The 20,912-nt window shown below is 61.8% G+C and carries 19 protein-coding genes; 11 read left to right on the top strand and 8 right to left on the bottom strand.

The annotated features are described in order from the left end of the window. Positions 1-13: 13 nt before the first annotated feature. Complete coding sequence (locus tag C6558_RS05350; RefSeq protein ID WP_057217238.1) at positions 14-673, top strand: phytochelatin synthase family protein; 660 nt, start codon at positions 14-16, stop codon at positions 671-673. 53 nt (positions 674-726) lie between these two features. Here C6558_RS05350 and C6558_RS05345 read toward each other — a convergent pair whose 3' ends face one another. The 8 genes from C6558_RS05345 to C6558_RS05310 all read right to left on the bottom strand — a co-directional run bounded on the left by C6558_RS05345 (position 727) and on the right by C6558_RS05310 (position 10,558). Continuing rightward, positions 727-2,043, bottom strand: coding sequence for an SGNH/GDSL hydrolase family protein (locus C6558_RS05345; protein WP_063997105.1), 1,317 nt, complete (start codon positions 2,041-2,043; stop codon positions 727-729). A 9-nt stretch (positions 2,044-2,052) separates the two neighbouring features. After that, positions 2,053-2,802, bottom strand: coding sequence for an SDR family NAD(P)-dependent oxidoreductase (locus C6558_RS05340; RefSeq protein ID WP_057217143.1), 750 nt, complete (start codon positions 2,800-2,802; stop codon positions 2,053-2,055). An 18-nt stretch (positions 2,803-2,820) separates the two neighbouring features. Then, positions 2,821-5,145 (bottom strand): DUF4962 domain-containing protein, encoded by a 2,325-nt coding sequence (locus tag C6558_RS05335; protein WP_107026908.1) that lies wholly within the window; start codon positions 5,143-5,145, stop codon positions 2,821-2,823. A gap of 65 nt (positions 5,146-5,210) precedes the next feature. After that, on the bottom strand, positions 5,211-6,779 hold the full coding sequence (locus tag C6558_RS05330) for an extracellular solute-binding protein (protein ID WP_057217147.1): 1,569 nt from the start codon (positions 6,777-6,779) through the stop codon (positions 5,211-5,213). A gap of 31 nt (positions 6,780-6,810) precedes the next feature. Further along, a complete protein-coding gene (locus tag C6558_RS05325; protein WP_057207292.1) occupies positions 6,811-7,692 on the bottom strand; it encodes a carbohydrate ABC transporter permease in 882 nt (293 codons plus the stop codon). A 5-nt stretch (positions 7,693-7,697) separates the two neighbouring features. Then, positions 7,698-8,627 (bottom strand): sugar ABC transporter permease, encoded by a 930-nt coding sequence (locus tag C6558_RS05320; RefSeq protein WP_025430109.1) that lies wholly within the window; start codon positions 8,625-8,627, stop codon positions 7,698-7,700. An 8-nt stretch (positions 8,628-8,635) separates the two neighbouring features. Continuing rightward, the gene (locus C6558_RS05315) at positions 8,636-9,748 is read right to left on the bottom strand and encodes an ABC transporter ATP-binding protein (RefSeq protein WP_057217149.1); all 1,113 of its coding nucleotides are present in this window, start codon (positions 9,746-9,748) and stop codon (positions 8,636-8,638) included. A 27-nt stretch (positions 9,749-9,775) separates the two neighbouring features. Next, positions 9,776-10,558: a GntR family transcriptional regulator gene (locus tag C6558_RS05310; protein WP_025430107.1), complete on the bottom strand. Its 783-nt coding sequence runs from the start codon at positions 10,556-10,558 to the stop codon at positions 9,776-9,778. 211 nt (positions 10,559-10,769) lie between these two features. Between C6558_RS05310 and C6558_RS05305 the strand changes: the two genes are divergently transcribed. The 10 genes from C6558_RS05305 to C6558_RS05260 all read left to right on the top strand — a co-directional run. Beyond that, positions 10,770-11,453, top strand: a complete 684-nt coding sequence (locus tag C6558_RS05305) for a GntR family transcriptional regulator (protein ID WP_107026907.1) — start codon at positions 10,770-10,772, stop codon at positions 11,451-11,453. After that, a complete protein-coding gene (locus C6558_RS05300) occupies positions 11,443-12,894 on the top strand; it encodes an aldehyde dehydrogenase family protein (protein WP_107026906.1) in 1,452 nt (483 codons plus the stop codon). Before C6558_RS05305 ends, C6558_RS05300 begins: the two co-directional genes overlap by 11 nt. A gap of 20 nt (positions 12,895-12,914) precedes the next feature. After that, complete coding sequence (locus C6558_RS05295; RefSeq protein WP_107026905.1) at positions 12,915-13,661, top strand: glucose 1-dehydrogenase; 747 nt, start codon at positions 12,915-12,917, stop codon at positions 13,659-13,661. A gap of 138 nt (positions 13,662-13,799) precedes the next feature. Then, entirely contained in the window at positions 13,800-15,275 is a 1,476-nt protein-coding gene (locus C6558_RS05290) for an ABC transporter substrate-binding protein (protein WP_107026904.1), read from the top strand. 158 nt (positions 15,276-15,433) lie between these two features. Beyond that, positions 15,434-16,384 carry an ABC transporter permease gene (locus C6558_RS05285; RefSeq protein ID WP_025430102.1) on the top strand — a complete coding sequence of 317 codons (951 nt, stop codon included), beginning with the start codon at positions 15,434-15,436 and terminating at the stop codon, positions 16,382-16,384. After that, positions 16,384-17,244 (top strand): ABC transporter permease, encoded by an 861-nt coding sequence (locus C6558_RS05280; protein WP_025430101.1) that lies wholly within the window; start codon positions 16,384-16,386, stop codon positions 17,242-17,244. Before C6558_RS05285 ends, C6558_RS05280 begins: the two co-directional genes overlap by 1 nt. Beyond that, a complete protein-coding gene (locus C6558_RS05275; RefSeq protein ID WP_025430100.1) occupies positions 17,241-18,254 on the top strand; it encodes an ABC transporter ATP-binding protein in 1,014 nt (337 codons plus the stop codon). Before C6558_RS05280 ends, C6558_RS05275 begins: the two co-directional genes overlap by 4 nt. Continuing rightward, positions 18,251-19,225: an ABC transporter ATP-binding protein gene (locus tag C6558_RS05270; protein ID WP_082557397.1), complete on the top strand. Its 975-nt coding sequence runs from the start codon at positions 18,251-18,253 to the stop codon at positions 19,223-19,225. Before C6558_RS05275 ends, C6558_RS05270 begins: the two co-directional genes overlap by 4 nt. 57 nt (positions 19,226-19,282) lie before the next feature. After that, positions 19,283-20,674 carry an amidase gene (locus tag C6558_RS05265; RefSeq protein ID WP_057207297.1) on the top strand — a complete coding sequence of 464 codons (1,392 nt, stop codon included), beginning with the start codon at positions 19,283-19,285 and terminating at the stop codon, positions 20,672-20,674. 45 nt (positions 20,675-20,719) lie between these two features. Beyond that, the coding region (locus tag C6558_RS05260) for an isocitrate/isopropylmalate family dehydrogenase (protein WP_245449114.1) at positions 20,720-20,912 on the top strand (193 nt) is incomplete at its 3' end.

Raw genomic sequence — 20,912 nt, 5'->3', positions numbered from 1 at the left:
GTGGGATCAGACAATGAAACATCGGGTCGTGCTTGGCTTTGCGGCCGCCTTGGGTTTGCTCGTTGCGGCGACATTCGTCGTGCCTTCTCAGACATCCGTTGCTCCCAAAGCGATCGAGACATCTGTCATTCGCAGTTCAGATCTTCTCGAAAAAGCCTGGAACCTCCCGGTCGCTTCTGCCTTTGACAAACGCGTCACGTGGCAGTCGAACGGTTCGCGGTGTGGACCTGCAAGCCTTGCAAACAGCTTCCGCTCGATCGGTGAAGACGAAACGACCGAGGCCGACGTCCTGTCCGGAACAGGTACGTGCTGGACGGGGTACTGCATAATAGGGCTCACTTTGGACGAGCTGGCTGAGCTTGCGCGAAAGAAGACGAGCCGCCAGGTCACCGTGCTGCGGAACCTGACCGCCGAGCAGTTCCGTGAGCACATGACGCACGCTAACGATCCCGACCGTCGCTACATCATCAACTTCGATCGTAGGACGATTTTTGGAGCGGGAGCAGGACACCACTCACCCGTGGCGGGATATCTGGAGGCCGAAGATCTGGTGTTCGTCCTGGACGTGAATGAGCAGTTCAAGCCCTGGCTCATCGAGCGCGAGCGTTTGTTCGCGGCCATGGACACTCTCGACGGTGATAGCAAAAGAGGCCTGATTCAAATCGGCCCCTGACCGCGTTGTCGCTTTCGCAGCGGGCGCGTCTGGATAGGCGGGTCCCTTCGAAGTCACTCGCGGCACCGGGAATGTCCTGCAGACGGCGAACCGGTCAATCGGTTCGGCCTGGGCGGGTCGACCTGGCGTAGTAGCGGCGTGGAGAAACGCATCGTTGCCGGGCGCCCAGATGAGACAATGCGCAGGTTGAGCGCGAGCCGAAGCCTCTGGGATGGCGTTTTGATTTTGATCGGCGGTGTCCTCAGCATGCCTGACCATGCCTCGGTCGGATAGGACGCGAGGTTGCCGTCGCCGAGATCGAAAGGTGCAAGTGCCTGTGCAGTCAGACCTTCCGGGCCACAGTCTTCAAGCACAAGGGAGATGTCCCGCCAGCCGTCATGTGCGTCGACCTCGACCGCGCAGCTCGCCCGGACCCAGGCGCCGGCCGGCAGCGGATTGATGAATCCTTCCGGTAAGATCTCCAGGACGCAATGGCCGCCTTCCAGACTGATTTCTTGCCAGCCTGCCGGATGACCGGTGCTGCTTACGGCACGGCTGGCCGTGACGTCGCAATCGGACGGCGGCCGGGCAAACGCCTTTGCGTTGCCCGGAAGCGGATCGGGAACAAAACTTCCGAGGGGATTGTGAACCGGGTTGAAACGATCGTCCCGCGCCCACCGTTCGGGAACGTGCGGAGCAAGCAGCCCGCGGAGGTACTCGGCCAACGCCTTGCCGACGGCATGACCGCCCGGCACGGAAAAATGCGTGCCGTCATCGGAGAATCCTGCGTGTGGAACGCCGTCCGCGCTATGCCAGTCGACCCAGGCGCCGTTCCAGTCGAAGATGTGGCAACGGGGTCTTCGCGCCGCGAAGGCACGGCTCTTCTGGTTGATCCATTGCGCCTTGGCACGCTCCGATCCGCCGGCCGACCATTTTTGCGTCCCGCGGGCAAGGATCGGCAGCAGGATGACCAGCTTGCCGGCATCGAGCAGGCGGGACACGATCGCCTCGCGGATCGCCTGAATGGTTTCCTTGGTCTCCACCATCATGTCGTTGGTTCCCGCGTCAACGATGATGAGGTCGAAATCAAGCGCAAGGACCTGGTCGATCCGGTTGGCGATATCTAGGGCCTTTTGGCCGGAGACACCGGCGTTAAGGCCACCGAAGCCGCGCGAGTCACCCACCCGCCCGCTCGGCTCCCAGCCAGGATGTACGCGTGGGTCGTGGAAGACGGTGATATCGAGCTGGCCATGGGTCAGCACCTCCGCCCATGTCGACCAGCCCCTGGCCGACGATCGGATATGCCGCTCGCCGGCTTGGTGATTCTGCTGGACGAGCGAGGTCCCGAGCAGGGCGACCCTGCTCCCATGGATCGGAGATGTGACTGTCATGTTCTGGTCCTACGAGAAGAACGTGCCGCCATTGACGTCGTAGCTGGCGCCAGTGATGAAGGCAGCCTCGTCGGAGACAAGGAAGGCGACCAGACTTGCGACCTCGGCCGATTGTCCCTCGCGCTTGAGCGGTGTCGCTGCCGCAACCCGCTCGCGCACTTCCGGTTTCGTGAAGGTGTCGTGGAAAGCCGTGGAGATCATGCCAGGGCAGACGGCGTTCACCCTGATCTTCGGGCCGAGTTCCTTCGACAGGCCACGCGTGAACGTCATCACGGCCCCCTTGGAGGTCGCGTAGGCGACGGCGCCGGGACCGCCGCCGTCACGGCCGGCCTGGGACGCGAAGGTGACGATCGAGCCGCCTTCATTCATGGCGGGCACCGCGGCTTTGGTTGCGTTGAACAACGACGTCAGATTGACGTCGATCACTTCACGGAAGAACGCCTCGTCCATCTCGGACAGCGTCTTGCGGGCGATGATGCCGCCGGCGACGTGCACGAGGCCATCAAGCCTGCCGAATTCCGACAGGGCCTTGTCGACCGCAGCCTGGGCATCCGCCGCATTGGTCATGTCCGCTCTAAGTGCGACCGCCTTGCCGCCCGCCGCTTTGATCGCGCCGACGCTCTGCTCGGCGCCTGACGCGGAGCCGAAATAGGTGACGACGACCTTTGCGCCTTCCTTGGCAAGTCGCTCGGCGCAAGCCTTGCCGATGTCGCGTCCGCCGCCGGTGACCAGCACGACTTTGTCTTTCAGTCCGTTCATGGAAATATCCTTTCGTGATCAGAAGTTCTTTGGGATGACGATGCGCAACTGGTTGTCGTCGACATCGGTGAAGTAGATGTCGGCGCTGAACCCCTGGTCGTCGATGAAGTTAAAGACCCGCCGCGGCTCATCGAGCGAATAGGGAACGAGCAGGGTGACGAGCGTGTGCTTGCTCGCCGAGGGCAGGCTGGCCTCGATATGGTATTGGGTATCCATGCCCTCGACGTCGGCGGGATCGACACCTTCGAAACCTTCGACCAGGCGAACATTGGGCGGGCCGGAGGTCGAGTGCACGAACTGCCCGTAAAGGCCGGCGCGCTCTCCGGTCAGGCGGAAGCTGTTGGTGCCGACGTCCATCGGTCGTGTCGCATGAAACAGCCATTGAACGGGCTTTGGCCCGGAGCACTCGACGCGATCGACCAGAACGACGAAATCGCTTGCGGTGAAGTAGACGTCGCGTTCGGCCCGCAATACGTCAGGATCTGCAGCCCGGTAGGCCGCCGTCGCATCGCCGCTGATGAAGACATGGGACGGCTCCTCGCGCACGGTGACAATCCGTCCCCCGGCCTTTTTTGCAATCGTCTTGTCGCCGTCGGCATACTGGCCCTTGCCGTCGATGAGGATGGCGTTCTTGGAAATGGTCTGGCGTCGCCAGTTGCGGTGCATGGTGGAGTTGAAGGCCACGTAATAGCCGCTCTGGATGGCCAGATCTTCGCCGAAGGCATAGAGCAGGAAAGCGTTCTGGTCGCCATGGCTGTGGCTGAGCGAGCCGAAGGTGCTGCTCTTGAACAGGAACTGGATATGCCGCGCTGGATCGTCCATGTATTTCTGGATGGCGACCCACCCGATATCCTTGAACCATTTCACCGGCGGCAGGTCGCTGGGCGCCTGGGCTGCGATCTGCGGATAGTCGTGGCGGTAGACGAGATCGTCGAAATTGAGGTCCCACCAGCCGTAATTGTAGAACTCCATTTCGGTTCCGGCGGCGTCGGCTTTCAGGCGCTCGTAGTACCACTGGTAGTAGGGATTGCCGGTGACGCCTGCGAACTGGCGGACATTGTAGCCAACCTTCACGCCCGGCGGGTCGCCGAGGGTGGAATCGTCTCCGAAACAGGCGCGACGGGTACCCGGCGCCTTGGTGTAGAGCGGGAAGTCGCCGGTCTTATGGAAGAACGGCCGCTTGTAGAGGTCGACGTCCAGGAAGTTCTTGATGAGGTTGGCGGCCTCCGTCAGGTAGGCGATGCCTGTCATCCAGTAATGCGGACCCTCGGCCCACCCGCCATCCGCGTCGCCCCACGGGGAATAGAGTGTGAACAGGAATTCGATCGTGTAGTCGAGCCAGCCTTCTGCCTCGTCGCTTTCTCCAGCAAGAGCGATGCAGGCGGCCGTCAATGCGGCCGATAGCGAGCGCACGGCGTGACTGTCATAGGGGAAGACATGGATGCGCGCGCGCCACAGGACATGATCGGCAACTTCGCGCGTCCGCGCCAGCAGGACGTCGCGGACCTCCGTCCGTTCCGTGTCGTCGAGATGATCCCACAGCCAGTCGTAGCCCCAGGCGAGTGCGGTGACGACGCGGAAGGCTGCCTCGTCGTTGTACGAACGCGCGGTGGCGCCCGTACGATCCCATCGCGCGATCGCCAGCAGCCATTCACGCGCCCTGGTGATCAACGCGGGATCGTCGAGAATGACGCCGGCGATCGCCAGATGGCGCACCGCGTAGATGGCTTCCTGGCAATCGATGTACATCTGCCGCCAGAGTTTCGCGACGCGCACGTTGTTGGGATAGAGGGCAGGCTCTGCGATGAAATCGCGCGAGAGCCACGGGGTGACGGACTTGTCGAAAAAGCCCTGCCAACCGCAATGATCTGCGTCTTTCTTCAGGCACTCGCGGAAATCGCCGACCTCGCTCGGACCGAGCCAAAGTCGGGGATGGCGAAGATCCGCAGCCTCCCAACGGGTTTCCGCGCGCGGCAGCGGCGTTTCCGGCAAGCCGGGCAGGATCTCGAATGTGCGAACGCTGCTCCAGGCGGACACAACGGTTTTGGATGCGTTATCCCACAGCGCGAAGCCCCAGTGATAGACGCCGGGTTCGAAGGTTACGTCCGGCGTGAAGAAGTTCCAGGCAAGGTCTTCGAACAGCAGTGTATCGGCCGGCGGAAAGGATGGATCGCGCGACACCTTGAGGGCATAGCGGGCATTGTCGTCCAGCGCCGGCAGCCAGCTGAAACGCGGCGGGTTCTCCTGGATGGCGGAGCCGTTCGGCTGATAGGTGATCGTCAGCGTGCCGGGTTTCGGCTCGTCGAGATAATGCAGTCGTGGGGCTTCGTCAGCTTTGGGCATCGAAAATGACGTCCTTTAACAAGTCGGGGAGTGAATAGGGCGCGGCCGCGCCGCGCCCTGATGTGTCAGTTCTTGGCGTATTGGCGGTCGTAGGCCGTCTGCATGACCTTGATGACCTCGGGCAGGCCGAGCTGTTCGAGGCGAGCCTGATAGGCATCCCAGGAGGCGTCGACATTCTGTGCGCCGAGCACGAAGGTCTGCTGCATCTCGGTCATGTATGTGAGCAGGCTCGGCCAGTACTTGTCGTAGACCGCCCGTTCCTCGGCGCTCATCGAGACGCCGGTGAATTCGGGCTGCAGCAGGCCGGGTTCCTTCTCGTACATGGCGATCCCGTCGAGGGCCATCTTGTTGGTCCACTGCTGTTCGGACGGGTAGGAGGCCCAGTAGCCGCGCGGCACGCCGGCGCCGATCTCCCACATCTGGGCGTTCACCGGCTTTGGGTTCTTGAGGACGCTGTCCTTGTAGACCGGTTTGCCGTCTTTCATGTCGTAGTTGACGCCCTCGACACCCCAGTTGGAGAGAATGCGACCCTTTTCGGAGAACCAGAAGTCGAAGTACTTGATCGTCTCGGCGGGGTGCTGATTGGTGTAGGAGATCGCCCAGCCGGCAGGCTGAACGGTCGCACGCCGACTGTCCTCGAAGCGCTTTCCCGATACCGTTTTCGGTGGCAGCATCGGTGCGAAATTGATACCGGGAACGCTGTCCTTCAGAGCCTCGGTATAGTTCGAGGTGCTGGCGAACCAGTCATGGGTCATGCCGCCGATATTGTTACCGAGCATGTATTCGCGAACGCGTGCGCCGCGAGTAAAGACTTCCGTGTCGATGAGCCCTTCGCCAAACCACTGGGCAACCTTTGAAATCCCGGTCTTGTAGTTTGCCGTCGTCCACGGGTGGACGATCTTGCCGTCCTCGACCATGAAGTCGCCGTAGCGTTCCGACCCCGAGACGCGCGCATCCCACATATTGATGAGCCGCACCGCCTCGATCGGCTCGCGGGCGAAATAGGGAACCTCGTCCTTCTTGCCGTTGCCGTTGGGATCTTTCTCGCGAAATGCCTTGAGCACGGTGTAGAGCTCGTCGACATTTTGCGGCTCCTTGAGACCGAGCTTGTCCAGCCAGTCCCGCCGGATGAACCAGGCGCGCGAATACTCTCCCTCCGGAACATAAGGGATGAAGTAGATATGCCCATCGGGCGCGCTGATGGCGCGGCGCACCACGGGATGATCGTCGAAGAACTTCTTCAGGTTGGGGGCGTTTTCGGCGATCAGGTCGTCAAGCGGCAGGAAGGCGCCTTCCATGCCGTAGCGGATAAAGTCGTCCTTGAGGCCGCCTGTCACATCGCCTCCCACGATATCAGGCAGATCGCCAGACGCCATCAACAGGTTGAAAGCGTCGCGGCTGTTGCTGGTGGCAAGCGAGGCCACGTTCTTGACATGGATCCCGGTCCATTCGGCCGCTTTTTTCTCAACGGGCCAGTTCTCCGTGTAGACGTACTTGTCGCGGAAATGGAAGTGGATCGTCAGTTCGAGCGGATCGTCGACAATCTTCGTCGACGCGTCCTCGGCGGCGGCGCTGCCCAATTGCAGAAGCGCACAGGTGGCAAGTAGCGAAAGCCTTTTCCCAAAACGTCTCATTCCATTTCTCCTCCTTAAACAGAATTGGCCGTTATTCCTTGACCCCACCAAGGGTGATGCCCTTGTTGAAGTATTTCTGGATGCTCGGATAAATCAGCAGCACCGGAATGATCGAGGCGATCATGATCGCGGCTGTGACGGTTTCGAATGAGTAGCGCGAGCTCAGCAGGCTGCTGGCAAACTCGTCGTTGGCGGTGAGGTCGACGATGATGCGCTTCAGGTAGAGTTGGAGCGGGATCTTTTCCTCGCCGCGCAGCAGCACCATGGCCCAGAAGTAACTGTTCCAGCGCGAGACGATGCAGAACAGACCGACGGTGATGATGGCCGGCTTGGACAGCGGAATAAATACCTTCCAGAGCAGCTGCCATTCGCTGGCGCCGTCCATCTTCGCCGCTTCCTCGAAGGATTTCGGCACGGACTCGAAGAAGTTGCGCAGCAGGATGACGTTGAAGGCATTGCAGGCAAAGCCGATGATCAGGCCGAAACGCGAATCCAGGAGGCCAAGGTCGCGCATGTTCAGGAAGAACGGGATCATGCCGGCATTGAACCAGAGGGTGAATGCCACCATCAGGTTCAGGAATTTGCGTCCGCGCAGCCTTGTGCGCGACAGCGCATAGGCGCCGGGGATCATGATCGCCAGGCTGACCGCGGTGCCGCCGAACGTGTAGATGAAGGTATTGCCGTAGGCGATCCAGAACAGGCGGTCGGACAGCACGAATTCATAGGCCGCAAGCGTCAGGTCCTTGGGAAACAGAATGACCTGCCCGGAGGTGACCGCCGCACCTGACGAGATCGATACCGCCAGCAGATAGATGAACGGATAAAGGGTCGACAGGACGAACAGTCCGATCAGGGCCGCATTCGCATATCCGAAAATACGGTCGCCGCGCGAGTATAGGCTGAAAGTGGCCATGACATTCACCAGAGCGAGGTTGATGAGACCTTCCGGCTGATCCGGTTGGCCGTGAAGACGAGGGCAAACGCGATGACCGCGTTGAACAGGCCGGCGGCAGTCGCCAGGTCGTACTGGGTTCCCTGCAGGCCGGTCCGGTAGACATAAGTCGAGACAACGTCGGCGGTGCGGTAGGTGGCCGGTTGGTAGAGTAGGATGATGTATTCGAAACCGACCTCGACCAGGTTGCCGATGCGGATGATCAGCATGATGATGATCGTCGGCAGAATGCAGGGCAGGGTGATGCGCCACATCATCTGCCAGCGCGAGGCGCCGTCGACCCGGGCGGATTCGTAGAGTGTCGGGCTGATACCGGCGATGGCAGCGAGATAGACGATCGATTCGAAGCCTGCCTCCTTCCAGACGTTGGAGCCGATGAACACGGTGCGGAACCATTCCGGCTGTGTCAGGAAGTAGATCGGATCGAAGCCGAGGCTGGACAGCACGAGGTTGACCACGCCCGTGGTTGGCGACAGCAGGTTGATGACGATGCCTGCAACGATCACCACCGAAATGAAGTGTGGAAGGTAGACGACGGTCTGTGAGAAACGCCGGCCGACTTCGCTCTGCAGCTCATTGAACATCAAGGCCAGGATGATTGGCACCGGGAAGGCGAAGATCAGCCCCAGGCCGCTGATGGTGATCGTATTGATGAAGGCGCGGATGAAGATCTGGTCATTGAGCAGCGTCCGGAAATTTTCGAACCCGACCCAGGGACTGCCGGCAACGCCACGGAACGGGCTGAAGTCCTTGAAGGCAATCTGCAAGCCTTCCATCGGCTTGTAGAGGAAAAGCAGGAACCAGACGAGCATCGGCAACAACAACACATAAAGCTGCCAGTCTCGGCGAAGATCCTCCGCCAGGTCCTTGATATGCTGGGCGATCTTCGATCCCATCATCTGCCTCACGCCTGTCCGTTGATGGCTTTGCCGGTCTCCACGTCGAAGACATGAAGTCTGGCGGTGGGGATCGCCAGCCTGGCGACATCCGACAGGCTTCTCCCGTCCACGGGCGTATCGACCTTGGCGACGACCGGCTGGCCGCCGATCCTGCAATGAAGCAGCGCTTCCGAACCGAGAGGCTCGACGAGGTCCACGGCCGTCGCTATCTCCTGGGTGTCGGCCCCCGGGCGGCCGACTTCGATATCGAGGTGTTCGGGACGCAGGCCGACGAGAACTTTCTGGCCGGCGCGCATGCCGGCGGCGATTGCAGCCGGCATGCGGAACTGGACCGGACCGTTGCCGTCGACGCAGGCAACGGCAGCGCCGTTTGCCGCTTCTACGCGCGCTGCCACGAGGTTCATGGGCGGCGATCCCAGGAAGCTCGCAACAAACGCATTGGCCGGATTGAGGAAAAGCTCCATGGGCGAGCCGACCTGTTCGACGCGTCCGCCATTCATGACGACGATGCGGTCGGCAAGAGTCATGGCCTCCACCTGGTCGTGCGTCACGTAGATGCTGGTGACGTCCATGCGCTTGTGCAGCCGCTTGATCTCCGCGCGCATCTGTGTGCGCAGCTTGGCGTCGAGATTGGACAGCGGCTCGTCGAACAGAAACACCTGTGGCTTTCGCACAATCGCGCGACCCATCGCCACGCGCTGTCGCTGGCCGCCCGAAAGGTCCGCGGGCTTGCGCTTCAGATAGGGCATCAGATCGAGAATGGCGGCCGCCTCGTTGACAGCGGCTTCGACGACGTCGTTCTTCTCGCCACGGACGCGCAGTCCAAAGGCGATGTTTTCCGCGACATTGAGGTGCGGGTAGAGCGCGTAGTTCTGGAACACCATGGCGACGTCGCGATCTTTCGGCGCGACCCGGTTGACGACGCGGCCACCGATCGAGATCGTGCCATCTGAAATGTCTTCGAGCCCGGCCACCATGCGCAGGGTCGTGGACTTGCCGCAGCCCGACGGTCCGACCAGAACGACGAACTCTCCCGGTGATACCGACAGCTTGATGGAGTGCACGACTTCGAGTGCGCCGTAGCGTTTCACTACGTCGTTCAGTTCAACTGCAGACATTTGATTCCTCCCGCCGGCGCGAACCCCTTAGGTCAGGTTGCGCCGCGGCCTCCGTTTTTCTGTCGTTGTCGCATTGATCGATTCAATGTAGCTCCACAGCTTCGGGTCGCGTGAGAGCTCGGTAATCTTGCTTTCGAGCGAGCCGAGGTGTCGGCTCATTGCCGCCACGGCCGCATCCGGCGAAGCTTCACGAATGGCATCGACGATCGCCCGATGTTCCTCGATGACTTCTGCAGTGCGGCGAACGCCGAAGACCATCTTCAAATGGCGCATGCGATCGATCTCGCCCTTCGCCTGGTTGACGAAGGTCCACACACCGCTCAGACGCGCGGCTGCGAAGATGGCTTTATGAAAGCTCTCGTCGAGCTCGAAGAAATTCGTGTAATCCTCGCCCTCTACGGCTGCAATCTGCTGGTTGAGGCAGAGTTCAAGGCGGCCGAGATCTTCGAACGTGTGGCGCTTGGCCGCCTCTGCGGCCGCTCCGGCCTCCAACCGAAAGCGAATGAAGCACGCCTCGATATAGCGCTGGACCTCGATCGTCGCGACAAACGTGCCGCCCTGCGGCACGACCTTGATCAGGCCTTCCTCCGAGAGGCGGATGATCGCTTCGCGAACCGGTGTCTTGCTGACGTTGAGGATCGCGGCGACCTCCTTTTCCGGCAACGCGCGGCCAGGCAGCAACCTCACCTCGACGATCAGTTGCCGAAGCAGGCGATAGACCTTTGACGTCGTGTTGCCCGCACCCTCGATCAGGGACGGCCGAAGGAGCTCGTCAAGTGGAAGTGCCGGTATGGTGACAATCTCAGACATATCTATCCGCTAACTGATATCTTAGTTGCAAGATTGATGTCTTAGACTGCGATTGTCAACCGTAAATAATTTTGTCGTTGAGCGAGGGGTCTGCGTCGGAAAATCACGCCTCTTCCGGTCCCGATCCCGCGTGGCGGTTCGCTGGCCCATCAATCGCAATTGACATCGTCTGTATCCTGGATACAATTTGCCTCGATCTTGGGAGGGATCGATGAGTCAAACCTTTGAATGGCGAAGCCAATCGCGCCTGCTCGACGAAGTTGCCCAGGCGCTTCGCGAGCGCATCTATGCCGGCGTCTATGCGCCTGGAGCGACGTTGCGCCAGGAGCGGATCGCTGCCGAATTCGGCATCAGCCGTACGCCGCTTCGCGAGGCCTTGCGGGTGCTGGAGCGCGACGGGCTCGTTGTGAACAAACCGGGCAGCGGTGTCAGGGTGGCCACCGCCGACCTGCCGAAGCTTCTCGATGCCTATGCTGTGCGCGAGGCGATGGACGGCGTGGCGGCGCGCAATGCCGCCGAGCGCGCCACAGCATCCGAAATCAAAGCACTCGCGAAACAGATCGATCAGCAACAGAAGGTCGTCGAGCGCTGGGATCCCGGCGCCTACACCCAGTCCAACGTCGTCTTTCACGAGGCAATCGTCAGTGCTTCGCGCAATGCGTCGCTGGCGTCGCTCGGGCCGCTTCTGCGGATGACCTCTCAGGTCTTCGCTCCGGCCTTTTCGCTTTCCAGCGAACGCGCCAGCACTGCCGTTGCCGAGCATCGGCTCATTGTCGAGGCGATAGCGGCAAGGGACCCTGATCAGGCTGAGAAGCTGGCGCGCGCGCATATCCATGCGACGGCCATGAGATTGAAAACGCTCCTCCCGCAGGGCGAGACTGGCAATGAGGCATGATGTGAAGACTTACGGCAATTTCATCGCGAACACGTGGCAGGACGCAATTGGCGGCGAGCACATCGCCGTCAGGGATCCCTCCAACGGTGAGATATTCGCGCGCATTGCCCGGGGAAACCGGGACGACATCGACCTGGCCGTGCGCTCGGCGCGCTCGGCGCTTGGCGGCCAATGGGGGCAGATGACGGCAACCGAACGCGGACGGGTGCTCAGCCGGATCTCGACAGCGGTGCTGCGCAACATTGACCTTCTGACGGAGCTCGAAGCGCAGGATGTCGGCAAGCCCCTGACGCAGGCGCGGGCTGATGTCGTCGCGCTCGCGCGCTATCTGGAATTCTATGGCGGCGCCGCCGACAAGGTGCATGGCGACACCATTCCCTATCAGAACGGCTTCACCGTGCTGACCATTTACGAGCCCCATGGGGTTACGGGTCATATCATCCCGTGGAACTATCCGATGCAGATCCTTGGCCGGAGCCTCGGCGCAGCCCTTGCCATGGGCAATGCGGCAGTGGTCAAGCCTGCCGAGGAGGCGTGCCTGACAATCCTGGAATTTGCGCGCATTGCCGAAGAAGAGGGCCTGCCACCCGGAGCGCTGAACGTCGTCACCGGGCTGGGCGCGGAGGCGGGTGCCGCGCTTTCCGAACACCCTGATGTCAACCACATCTCGTTTACCGGTTCGGTGCGCACCGGTGAGATGGTGCAGGCGGCGGCGGCGAAGAATGCAGTGCCGGTGACGCTTGAACTCGGCGGCAAGTCGGCGCAGATCGTCTTTGCCGATGCGGACCTCGACCGCGCCGTGCCATTCCTGGTCAACGCCGGGATCCAGAACGCCGGGCAGACCTGTTCGGCCTCGTCACGCATCCTCGTCGAGCGCGCCATCTACGAAGAGGTCGTGGCGCAGATGAGCGAAAGATATCGCGCGCTCAGGGTCGGACCGGCCAGCGCCGATCTGTCGCTTGGCCCGGTGGTCTCGCATAGGCAAAAGGCGATCATCGAGGGCTTCCTTGCCGATGCCGCCAAGGATGGCCTGAAGATCGCGGCTGAGGGCGAGATCGTCGCCGACGCACCCGCTGACGGCGCCTATGTCGCACCGACATTGCTGCGCGACGTGCCGCACGAGCACCGCACGGTACAGGACGAAATCTTCGGCCCGGTCCAGGTGATCATGCCGTTCGACAGCGAAGAGGAGGCCGTTCGCCTCGCAAACGGCACCGCCTATGGTCTCGTCTGCGGGGTCTGGACAAACGACGGTGGTAGGCAGCTGCGCATGGCGCGCGCCGTCCATGCCGGTCAGGTCTTCGTCAACAATTATGGCGCAGGCGGCGGCGTCGAGCTGCCCTTCGGTGGCGTCAAGAAATCGGGCCATGGCCGCGAGAAGGGTTTCGAAGCCCTCTACGGCTTCGCCAGCATGAAAACCATCTCGGTTTACCACGGCTAGTTCAGCGTCGGGAGGAACAAGTGTCACTAGAAGGTAAGATCGCTCTCATCACCGGTGCAGGCTCCGGTTTCGGCGAGGGCATTGCGAAGCGTTTCATCGACGGCGGTGCCAAGGTGGTCGTTGTCGACCGCGATGCCGCAGGGGCCGAGCGCGTGGCCAAGCAACTCGGCAGCAATGCGTTTGCCGTCGTCTGCGACATCTCCAAATCACCGGACGTCGACGCCGCCGTTGCCGCGAGCCTCGAGAAGTTCGGCCGCGTCGACATTCTCATCAACAATGCCGGCATCGGCCACAAGCCACAAAACGCCGAACTGGTGGAGCCGGACGAGTTCGACAGGATCCTCGGCGTCAACGTGCGTGGCGTCTATCTCATGACGCGCGCGCTGCTGCCGCACATGAAACAGAACAAGACAGGCGTGATCGTCAATATCGCCTCGACTGGCGCCAACCGGCCGCGGCCGAACCTTGCCTGGTACAATGCGACGAAGGGCTGGGTGGTCTCCGCGACCAAGGCGCTGGCGATCGAACTTGCTCCGTTCAACATTCGCGTCGTTGCCCTCAATCCGGTTGCCGGCGAGACGCCGCTTTTGACGACCTTCATGGGCGAGGATACCGAGGAAATTCGCCAGAAGTTCCGCGATTCCATTCCGTTGGGCCGCTTGCTGAAGCCCGAGGATCTCGCCGAGGCCGCCGCCTTCGTCGCATCGCCGCAGGCGTCGATGATCACCGGCGTTGCACTTGACGTCGATGGCGGGCGTTCGATCTGATGACGACAGCGCCGCGCGTCTCTTAGGGCGCACGAAAGTCGCGGCACTTTGATTGACTGCATGTTTCCTTCAATCGGATGCGATTAATGGAAACATGCAGTGGGACCATAAACAACCAAACCGCAAAGCGGGGGAACCATGCTTAACTTGACGAAATGGGCACTTGCTTCGTGCTTCATCGCCGCATCGCTGACCACAGCCTTGGCCAAGGACACGATTACCGTCGGCCAGGTGCTGGAACCGCCGGGCCTCGACCCGACCGCGGGCGCCGCCGCGCCGATCCGCTATATCACCTACGGCAACCTGTTCGAAGGCCTGGTGCGCGTGGTTGAAGATGGCACCGTCAAGCCGCTCCTGGCCGAGAGCTGGGCGATCTCCGACGACCAGAAAAGCTACACGTTCAAGCTTCGTCAGGGCGTCAAGTTCCACGACGGCACGCCATTCGACTGCTCGATCGTCAAATTCTCCTATGAGCGCGCCGTCGCAGCGGACTCCACCAATGCGCAGAAGGGCCTCTTCGAGCCGATCGAAAAGACCGAGTGCCCGGATCCGGCAACCGCAGTCGTGACCCTGAAGCGCCCGGCATCCAACTTCCTGTTCAACATGGCATGGGGTGACGCGGTCATGATCGCGCCGTCATCGGCCGCCGACAACAAGACCAAGCCTGTCGGTACTGGCCCCTACGCGTTCAAGGAATGGGCGAAGGGCGACAAGGTCGTGCTGAACAAGAACGCCGATTACTGGGGCGAACCGGCCAAGCTGACGGAAGTCACCTTCAAGTTCATCAGCGACCCGTCCGCAGCCGCAGCCGCCGTTCTTGCCGGCAACGTCGATGCGTTCCCGATGTTCCAGGCCGCCGAACTCGTCAGCCAGTTCCAAAGCGATCCCAACCTCCAGGTCGAGGTCGGCAGCACCTCCGGCAAGGTGGTTCTTGCGCTGAACAATGCGCGCAAGCCGTTTGACGACGTCAGGGTTCGTCAGGCGCTTGCCCATGCGATCGACCGGAAGACCCTGGTCGAAGGCACCTATTCGGGCTTCGGCGAGACGATCGGTTCGCATTATTCCCCGGTGGAGCCCGGCTATGTCGATCTGAACGAAACCTATCCCTATGACCCGGGCAAAGCGCAGCAACTGCTGCAGGAGGCCGGTGTCGAAGGTCTGGAAATGACCATCATGCTGCCGCCACCCGCCTATGCCCGGCGCGGCGGCGAGATCATCGCGGCCATGCTCAGCGAAGTCGGCGTCAAGGTGAACCTCGTTCCGATCGAGTTCGCGCAATGGCTCGACCAGGTGTTCAAGAACTCGGATTTCGACGCGACGATCATCGCACACGCCGAAGCCCGCGATCTCGATATTTACGCTCGCGACAAATACTATTTCAACTACCAGAACCCGGACTACAAGGCGCTCTACAAGTCCTTCACGCTCGCGTCGACGGAAGCTGAGCAGCTCGATCTCGTCGGCCAGCTTCAGCGTAAACTGGCGGCCGATGAACCGAACGTTTTCCTCTACGCTCTTCCGAAGATCGGCGTCTGGAACAAGAAGGTGAAGGGTCTGTGGAAGAACATGCCGGTGCCGGCGGACGATCAGACCCAGACCTACTGGGAGAATTGATCGCTTCTCATGAGGTGGAGCGGTATGCGGGCTGAAAACCGCACACACTTTTCCTCATCCCGCTCCAGCATCCGCCCCTCCACAAATGGGGGCGGATGCAGATCAGCCGTTGACCGTCCCCGGCGCCGGTCAACGCTCGCTCATTCCGGGAGGTTGATGTGATTTCCTTTGTTGGCGGTCGCCTTGTGTCGCTCATATTGACGACCCTGGTCGCCTCTATCATCGTCTTTCTGCTGATGCAGGTGCTGCCCGGCGACCCGGCAGTGCTGATGCTCGGCATGAACGCCGACCCGGATGCGATCGCGGCGCTGCACCGGCAGCTGGGCCTCGATCAGCCAATCTGGATCCGCTACCTCCAGTGGATCGGTGGCTTTGTCGTCGGCGATTTCGGCATGAGTCTCACCTATTCGGTGCCGATCCGTGAACTACTCGGACCCCGCATCCTGGTGACATTGCCCCTGGCTCTCCTCTCCATGGCGATCTCGGTCGTGGTTGCGATCGCCATTGGCGTCTATGCCGCGGCCAATCGCGGCAAGGCCGGCGACACGGTCGTCATGGGCATCGCGCAAGTTGGCGTCGCCATCCCCAATTTCTGGCTCGCGCTTCTGTTCATTTTGCTGTTCGCGCTGAAACTTGCATGGTTTCCGGCCTCGGGCTTTGCCGGCTGGCAGGACGGTATCTGGAGCGGCCTCCACTCGCTCATTCTTCCAGCCTTTGCGCTCGGCCTGCCACTCGCCGCCATTCTCGGACGCGTCACCCGCTCGGCCGTCATCGAAACGCTCGGGGAGGATTTCATCCGCACTGCCCGCGCCAAGGGCCTCTCGCGCGCTGGTGCGCTTTGGAGGCATGCGGTGCCGAACGCACTCATCCCCGTCGTCACCATCATCGGCCTGCAGTTTTCGTTTCTGCTTGCCGGCACGATCATCATCGAGAACGTCTTCAATCTGCCGGGTGTCGGCCGGTTGGTCTTTCAGGCGATCGCGCAGCGCGATCTGGTGACCGTGCAGACGCTCGTGACGCTGCTTGCCGCGTCCGTCATCACCATCAATTTTCTCGTGGATCTCGTTTACGGCTATCTGGATCCGCGCCTGTCGAGGGGAGGCCACTGATGAGCACCTCGGCAATCACTTCGGAACCAGGCCTGTTGGCCAAGCTTTTTGGTAGCCGAAGCCTGATGTTCGGCCTGACGGTCACCGCCATCCTCATTGCGATGGCCGTGGTTTCCACCGTCTGGACACCCTTCTCGCCGACGGCGATGAATTTCCGCGACAAGCTTCAGGGACCAAGCCTCGCCCATTGGTTCGGCACCGACAATTTCGGCCGCGATATCCTGTCGATGATCATGGCCGGGGCGCGCAACTCGATCGCGGTCTCGATCGTCGCGGTGCTCGTCGGCGCCGGCATCGGCGTGCCGCTCGGTGCATGGGCTGCGGCCCGCGGCGGCTGGGTCGATGGCCTGGTCATGCGCATGAGCGATCTTGCCTTTGCCTTTCCTGCACTGCTGACGGCGGTCATCATCACGGCCATCTTCGGCCCCGGCGCGACCAATGCCATGATCGCCATCGGCATCTTCAACATTCCGGTCTTTGCCCGCGTGACCCGTGGCGCTTCGATGGGGCTTTGGAAGCGCGAATATGTGCAGGCGGCCCGCTGCGCCGGTCGCGGCGACGTGGCGATCACCTTTCTGCACATCCTGCCCAACATCAACCACGTGCTCCTGGTCCAGGTGACGATCCAGTTCGCCTTAGCAATCGTTGCAGAAGCTGGGCTTTCCTATGTCGGTCTTGGCACCCAGCCACCGATGCCAAGCTGGGGCAAGATGCTGAACGATGCCCAGACCTTCATCTATCAGGCCCCATGGCTCGCCATCTTCCCGGGACTTGCGATCACGTTCGCCGTGCTCGGCCTCAACCTCCTCGGTGATGGCCTGCGCGACATTCTCGATCCGCGCGTGAGGCGACAAAGATGACGGCACCCTTGCTACGAATGGTCGGAATGTCGGTCGAGCTGTCAGCGGGCATGACCCAGGTCGATATCGTCTCCGACGTCGATCTTGAGCTCAATCGCGGCGAACGCCTCGGTATCGTCGGAGAATCCGGCAGCGGCAAATCCATGACGGCGCTCGCCGTGATGGGACTGCTGCCGCAGCGCATGCGGGTGCGCGGCGAGTTGATGTTCGATGGCCGCAACCTCGCAGATCTGCCCGAAGCCGAATTCTGCAGATATCGCGGCCGGCGCATTGCGATGATCTTTCAGGAGCCGATGACCGCCCTCAACCCGGTCAAGTCGATCGGCGCCCAGATCGCCGAAGGGCGACGCCTTCATTTTGGCGAAACCAGAGCCGATGCGGAAAAGAAGGCGCGATCCTTGCTGGACAGGGTTGGTCTGCCGGCGCCGCGCTTCAATCTGGACCTCTACCCGCATCAACTCTCCGGCGGCCAGCGGCAGCGCGTGATGATCGCCATGGCGATCGCCTGCGAACCGGACCTGTTGATCGCCGACGAACCGACGACCGCGCTCGATGTGACGGTGCAGGCACAGATTCTTGATCTGCTCGATGACCTGATCGAAGATACTGGTACGGCCCTGATGCTGATCACCCACGATCTCGGCGTGGTTTCCGAAATGACCGACCGTATCGCGGTCATGTATGCTGGGCGTGTCATCGAGACGGGGCGCACCGACGACGTGTTCGCGCGCATGGCGCATCCCTATGCGAGGGGCCTCTTCGCTGCGTCTCCTCATGGAGCTGCCCTTGCTCCGCGCCAGATCGGGGGAAGGCCAAGGCTGAACGCAATCCCGGGCATCGTTCCCGATCCTTTTGCGCGGCCGGACCATTGCTCCTTTGCTGAGCGTTGCGCCTTCGTTCAGCCCGACTGTCGGCGGGCGATACCGCCACTGGATCTGATCGATACCGACAGGAATGTGGAGCATCGCGCCGCCTGCTTTCATCCACGCGAAAGGATGGTGGCACCATGAGCGATGTCATTCTGAGGACCATCGATCTGGTGCGCGAGTACCAGTTGCCGCGCCCATCGATCTTTTCCAAGCAGACCAGCTTGCGCGTGCTGCACGGTGTCAGCGTCGAGCTTGGCGCCGGCAAGAGCCTCGGCATCGTTGGCGAAAGCGGCTCGGGAAAATCGACCCTTGCGCGCGCCGTCATGGGGCTTGAACGCCCGCAATCGGGGCAGGTTACCATTGCCGGCAAGGATATCTATTCGCTGGACCGATCAGAGTTGCGGGAGGCGCGCAAGGGATTTCAGGCGATCTTCCAGGATCCCTACGGGTCACTCGATCCGCGCCACACGGTGCGGACCATCATCTGCGAACCCATCGTCTCACTGGAACGCGGAACCAGCGCGCTTGAGCGCAACCGGCGCGTTGAGGAGGTGCTGGAGGCGGTCGGCTTGCCCTTGGCGTCAGTCGACAAGTATCCGCACGAGTTTTCCGGTGGCCAGCGCCAGCGTATTGCCATTGCGCGCGCACTCATCACCCGACCGGCGCTGATTGTTGCCGACGAACCGGTTTCGGCGCTCGACGTCTCGATCCAGGCGCAGGTGCTGAACCTGATGATGGATCTGCAGGAGAGGCTCGGGCTCTCCTATCTGTTCATCAGCCACGATCTGGGCGTGGTTCGCGCCATCACCGACCGGGTCGCCGTCATGCATCTCGGGCGGATCGTCGAGGAGGGACCGACCAACGAGGTGTTCGACAACCCGCGCCACCCCTACACGCAGGCGCTTGTCGCCGCCGTGCCGAAACCCTTTGCCGGACGCCGCAAGCGGGTCCGGTCGAACGCCCCGCCGCAAACGCCTGTCCATACCGCCACGACCTCAGAGGGCTGCGCCTATGCCGCCGTCTGTCCGCGCAGGCAGGATATCTGTCTCGCCCAAACGCCCATGGCCAAGCCGGTGACGCCGGCCTGGTCCGCCCGCTGTCACTTTGCCTAGAACTCTTTGAAATTCTGCAATTCTCCGGAGTTGCTCTTGTTGCAGGAATTATTGCCCATGTCCGATCTTGCCGATTTCACCGCCGTCGATCTTGTCGAGGCTTACCGCCTGCGAAAGCTCTCTCCCGTCGAAGTCGTCGATGCTGTCATCGCGCGCATCGATGCATCCGAGCCGAAACTCAATGCGCTTTGGGCCTACGATCCGGACGAGGCGCGCAAGGCGGCGAAGGCGTCCGAGGCACGTTGGGGCAAGGGTGAGCCTCTGGGCGCGATCGATGGCGTGCCGGTGACGATCAAGGAGAACATTGCGACAAAGGGAACGGCTGTGCCGCTTGGCTGCGCGGCCGTGCCGCTGGTGCCGGCCGTGACCGATGCGCCGCCGGCGGCGCGCACCCGCGAGGCGGGTGGCGTCATTCTGGCCAAGACCACCATGCCTGATTACGGCATGCTGTCTTCCGGCCTTTCCAGTTTTCACAAGCTGGCGCGCAATCCCTGGGACCTGTCGACCAATCCCGGCGGTTCGAGCGCCGGAGCAGGTGCGGCCGCAGCCGCCGGCTACGGTCCGCTCCATATCGGCACCGATATCGGCGGTTCCGTCCGCCTGCCGGCCGGCTGGTGCGGCGTCGTTGGTCTGAAGCCTTCGGCGGGCCGGATCCCGATCAATCCGCCGTTCATCGGCCGCGTCGCCGGGCCGATGAGCCGCACTGTCGCCGATACGGCGCTTTACATGTCCGTTTTGTCGAAGCCGGATGCACGCGACACCATGTCGTTGCCCTATGCCGATATCCCCTGGCTCGACCTTAAACGCGATGTCAGGGGATTGAAGATCGGCCTCTGGCTCGATGCCGGCTTTGGCCAGGCGGTTAGCGCGGAAACCGAGCAGGCGGTCAGCCAAGCGGCAAAACTCTTCGCGGACGCCGGTGTCATCATTGAGCCTGTCGAGCCCTTCCTCACCCGCGAGATGATCGATGGCCTCGATCGCTTCTGGCGTGCGCGCGGTTGGGAAGACGTCTCGCGTCTTTCGCCGGAACAGCAGGCGCAGATACTGCCCTACATCTTCAACTGGATCGAGACGGCCAAGGATTTTTCCGGCCGCGACGTCTATACCGGCTTCGCCCAGATCGACGCCATGCGCAACGCCATCCATGCGGCGTTGACCGGTTTTGATTTCATCCTCTCGCCAACGGCACCGACCGCGTCCTATCCCGCCGAATGGGCCTCGCCGATCAATGACCCACAGAAGCCGTTCGAGCACATCGCCTTTACGGTCGCGGTGAACATGGGCGGACAGCCGGCGATCTCGGTCAATTGCGGCTATACTGCCAGCGGTTTGCCGATCGGGCTTCAGATCATCGGCCAGCAGTTTGACGATATCGGGGTCTTGCGCCTTGCACGAGCATTCGAGACCCTGCGTCCGCAACAGCGGCCATGGCCGAAGGTCACCGCATGAGCCGCCCTGCACCAACACAAACACTGAAACGACAGGAGTGCCGAAATGGCCGATCGTAAGCTTTTCATCCTTCCCGGCGACGGCATCGGCCCGGAAGCCATGGCGGAAGTGCGCAAAATCATCGCCTACATGAATGCCGAGCTTGGCGCCGGCTTCGTGACGGACGAAGGCCTCGTCGGCGGTTCTGCCTATGACGCCCACGGCCAGGCGATTTCGGAAGGGGACATGGCCAAGGCGC

This window comes from Ensifer sp. NM-2 (genome assembly GCF_003024455.1).
Classification (GTDB): domain Bacteria; phylum Pseudomonadota; class Alphaproteobacteria; order Rhizobiales; family Rhizobiaceae; genus Ensifer; species Ensifer canadensis.
Note: the sequence above shows the minus strand (reverse complement) of the source record. Positions and strands in the feature narration are given on the sequence as shown.

Coding starts and splice junctions, on each gene's coding strand:
- C6558_RS05315 (WP_057217149.1), bottom strand. CDS start 9,748: ATGTCTGCAGTTGAACTGAACGACGTAGTGAAACGCTACGGCGCACTC.
- C6558_RS05330 (WP_057217147.1), bottom strand. CDS start 6,779: ATGAGACGTTTTGGGAAAAGGCTTTCGCTACTTGCCACCTGTGCGCTT.
- C6558_RS05265 (WP_057207297.1), top strand. CDS start 19,283: ATGTCCGATCTTGCCGATTTCACCGCCGTCGATCTTGTCGAGGCTTAC.
- C6558_RS05310 (WP_025430107.1), bottom strand. CDS start 10,558: ATGTCTGAGATTGTCACCATACCGGCACTTCCACTTGACGAGCTCCTT.
- C6558_RS05325 (WP_057207292.1), bottom strand. CDS start 7,692: ATGGCCACTTTCAGCCTATACTCGCGCGGCGACCGTATTTTCGGATAT.
- C6558_RS05280 (WP_025430101.1), top strand. CDS start 16,384: ATGAGCACCTCGGCAATCACTTCGGAACCAGGCCTGTTGGCCAAGCTT.
- C6558_RS05340 (WP_057217143.1), bottom strand. CDS start 2,802: ATGAACGGACTGAAAGACAAAGTCGTGCTGGTCACCGGCGGCGGACGC.
- C6558_RS05350 (WP_057217238.1), top strand. CDS start 14: ATGAAACATCGGGTCGTGCTTGGCTTTGCGGCCGCCTTGGGTTTGCTC.
- C6558_RS05270 (WP_082557397.1), top strand. CDS start 18,251: ATGAGCGATGTCATTCTGAGGACCATCGATCTGGTGCGCGAGTACCAG.
- C6558_RS05335 (WP_107026908.1), bottom strand. CDS start 5,145: ATGCCCAAAGCTGACGAAGCCCCACGACTGCATTATCTCGACGAGCCG.
- C6558_RS05305 (WP_107026907.1), top strand. CDS start 10,770: ATGAGTCAAACCTTTGAATGGCGAAGCCAATCGCGCCTGCTCGACGAA.
- C6558_RS05290 (WP_107026904.1), top strand. CDS start 13,800: ATGCTTAACTTGACGAAATGGGCACTTGCTTCGTGCTTCATCGCCGCA.
- C6558_RS05345 (WP_063997105.1), bottom strand. CDS start 2,043: ATGACAGTCACATCTCCGATCCATGGGAGCAGGGTCGCCCTGCTCGGG.
- C6558_RS05275 (WP_025430100.1), top strand. CDS start 17,241: ATGACGGCACCCTTGCTACGAATGGTCGGAATGTCGGTCGAGCTGTCA.
- C6558_RS05320 (WP_025430109.1), bottom strand. CDS start 8,627: ATGGGATCGAAGATCGCCCAGCATATCAAGGACCTGGCGGAGGATCTT.
- C6558_RS05300 (WP_107026906.1), top strand. CDS start 11,443: ATGAGGCATGATGTGAAGACTTACGGCAATTTCATCGCGAACACGTGG.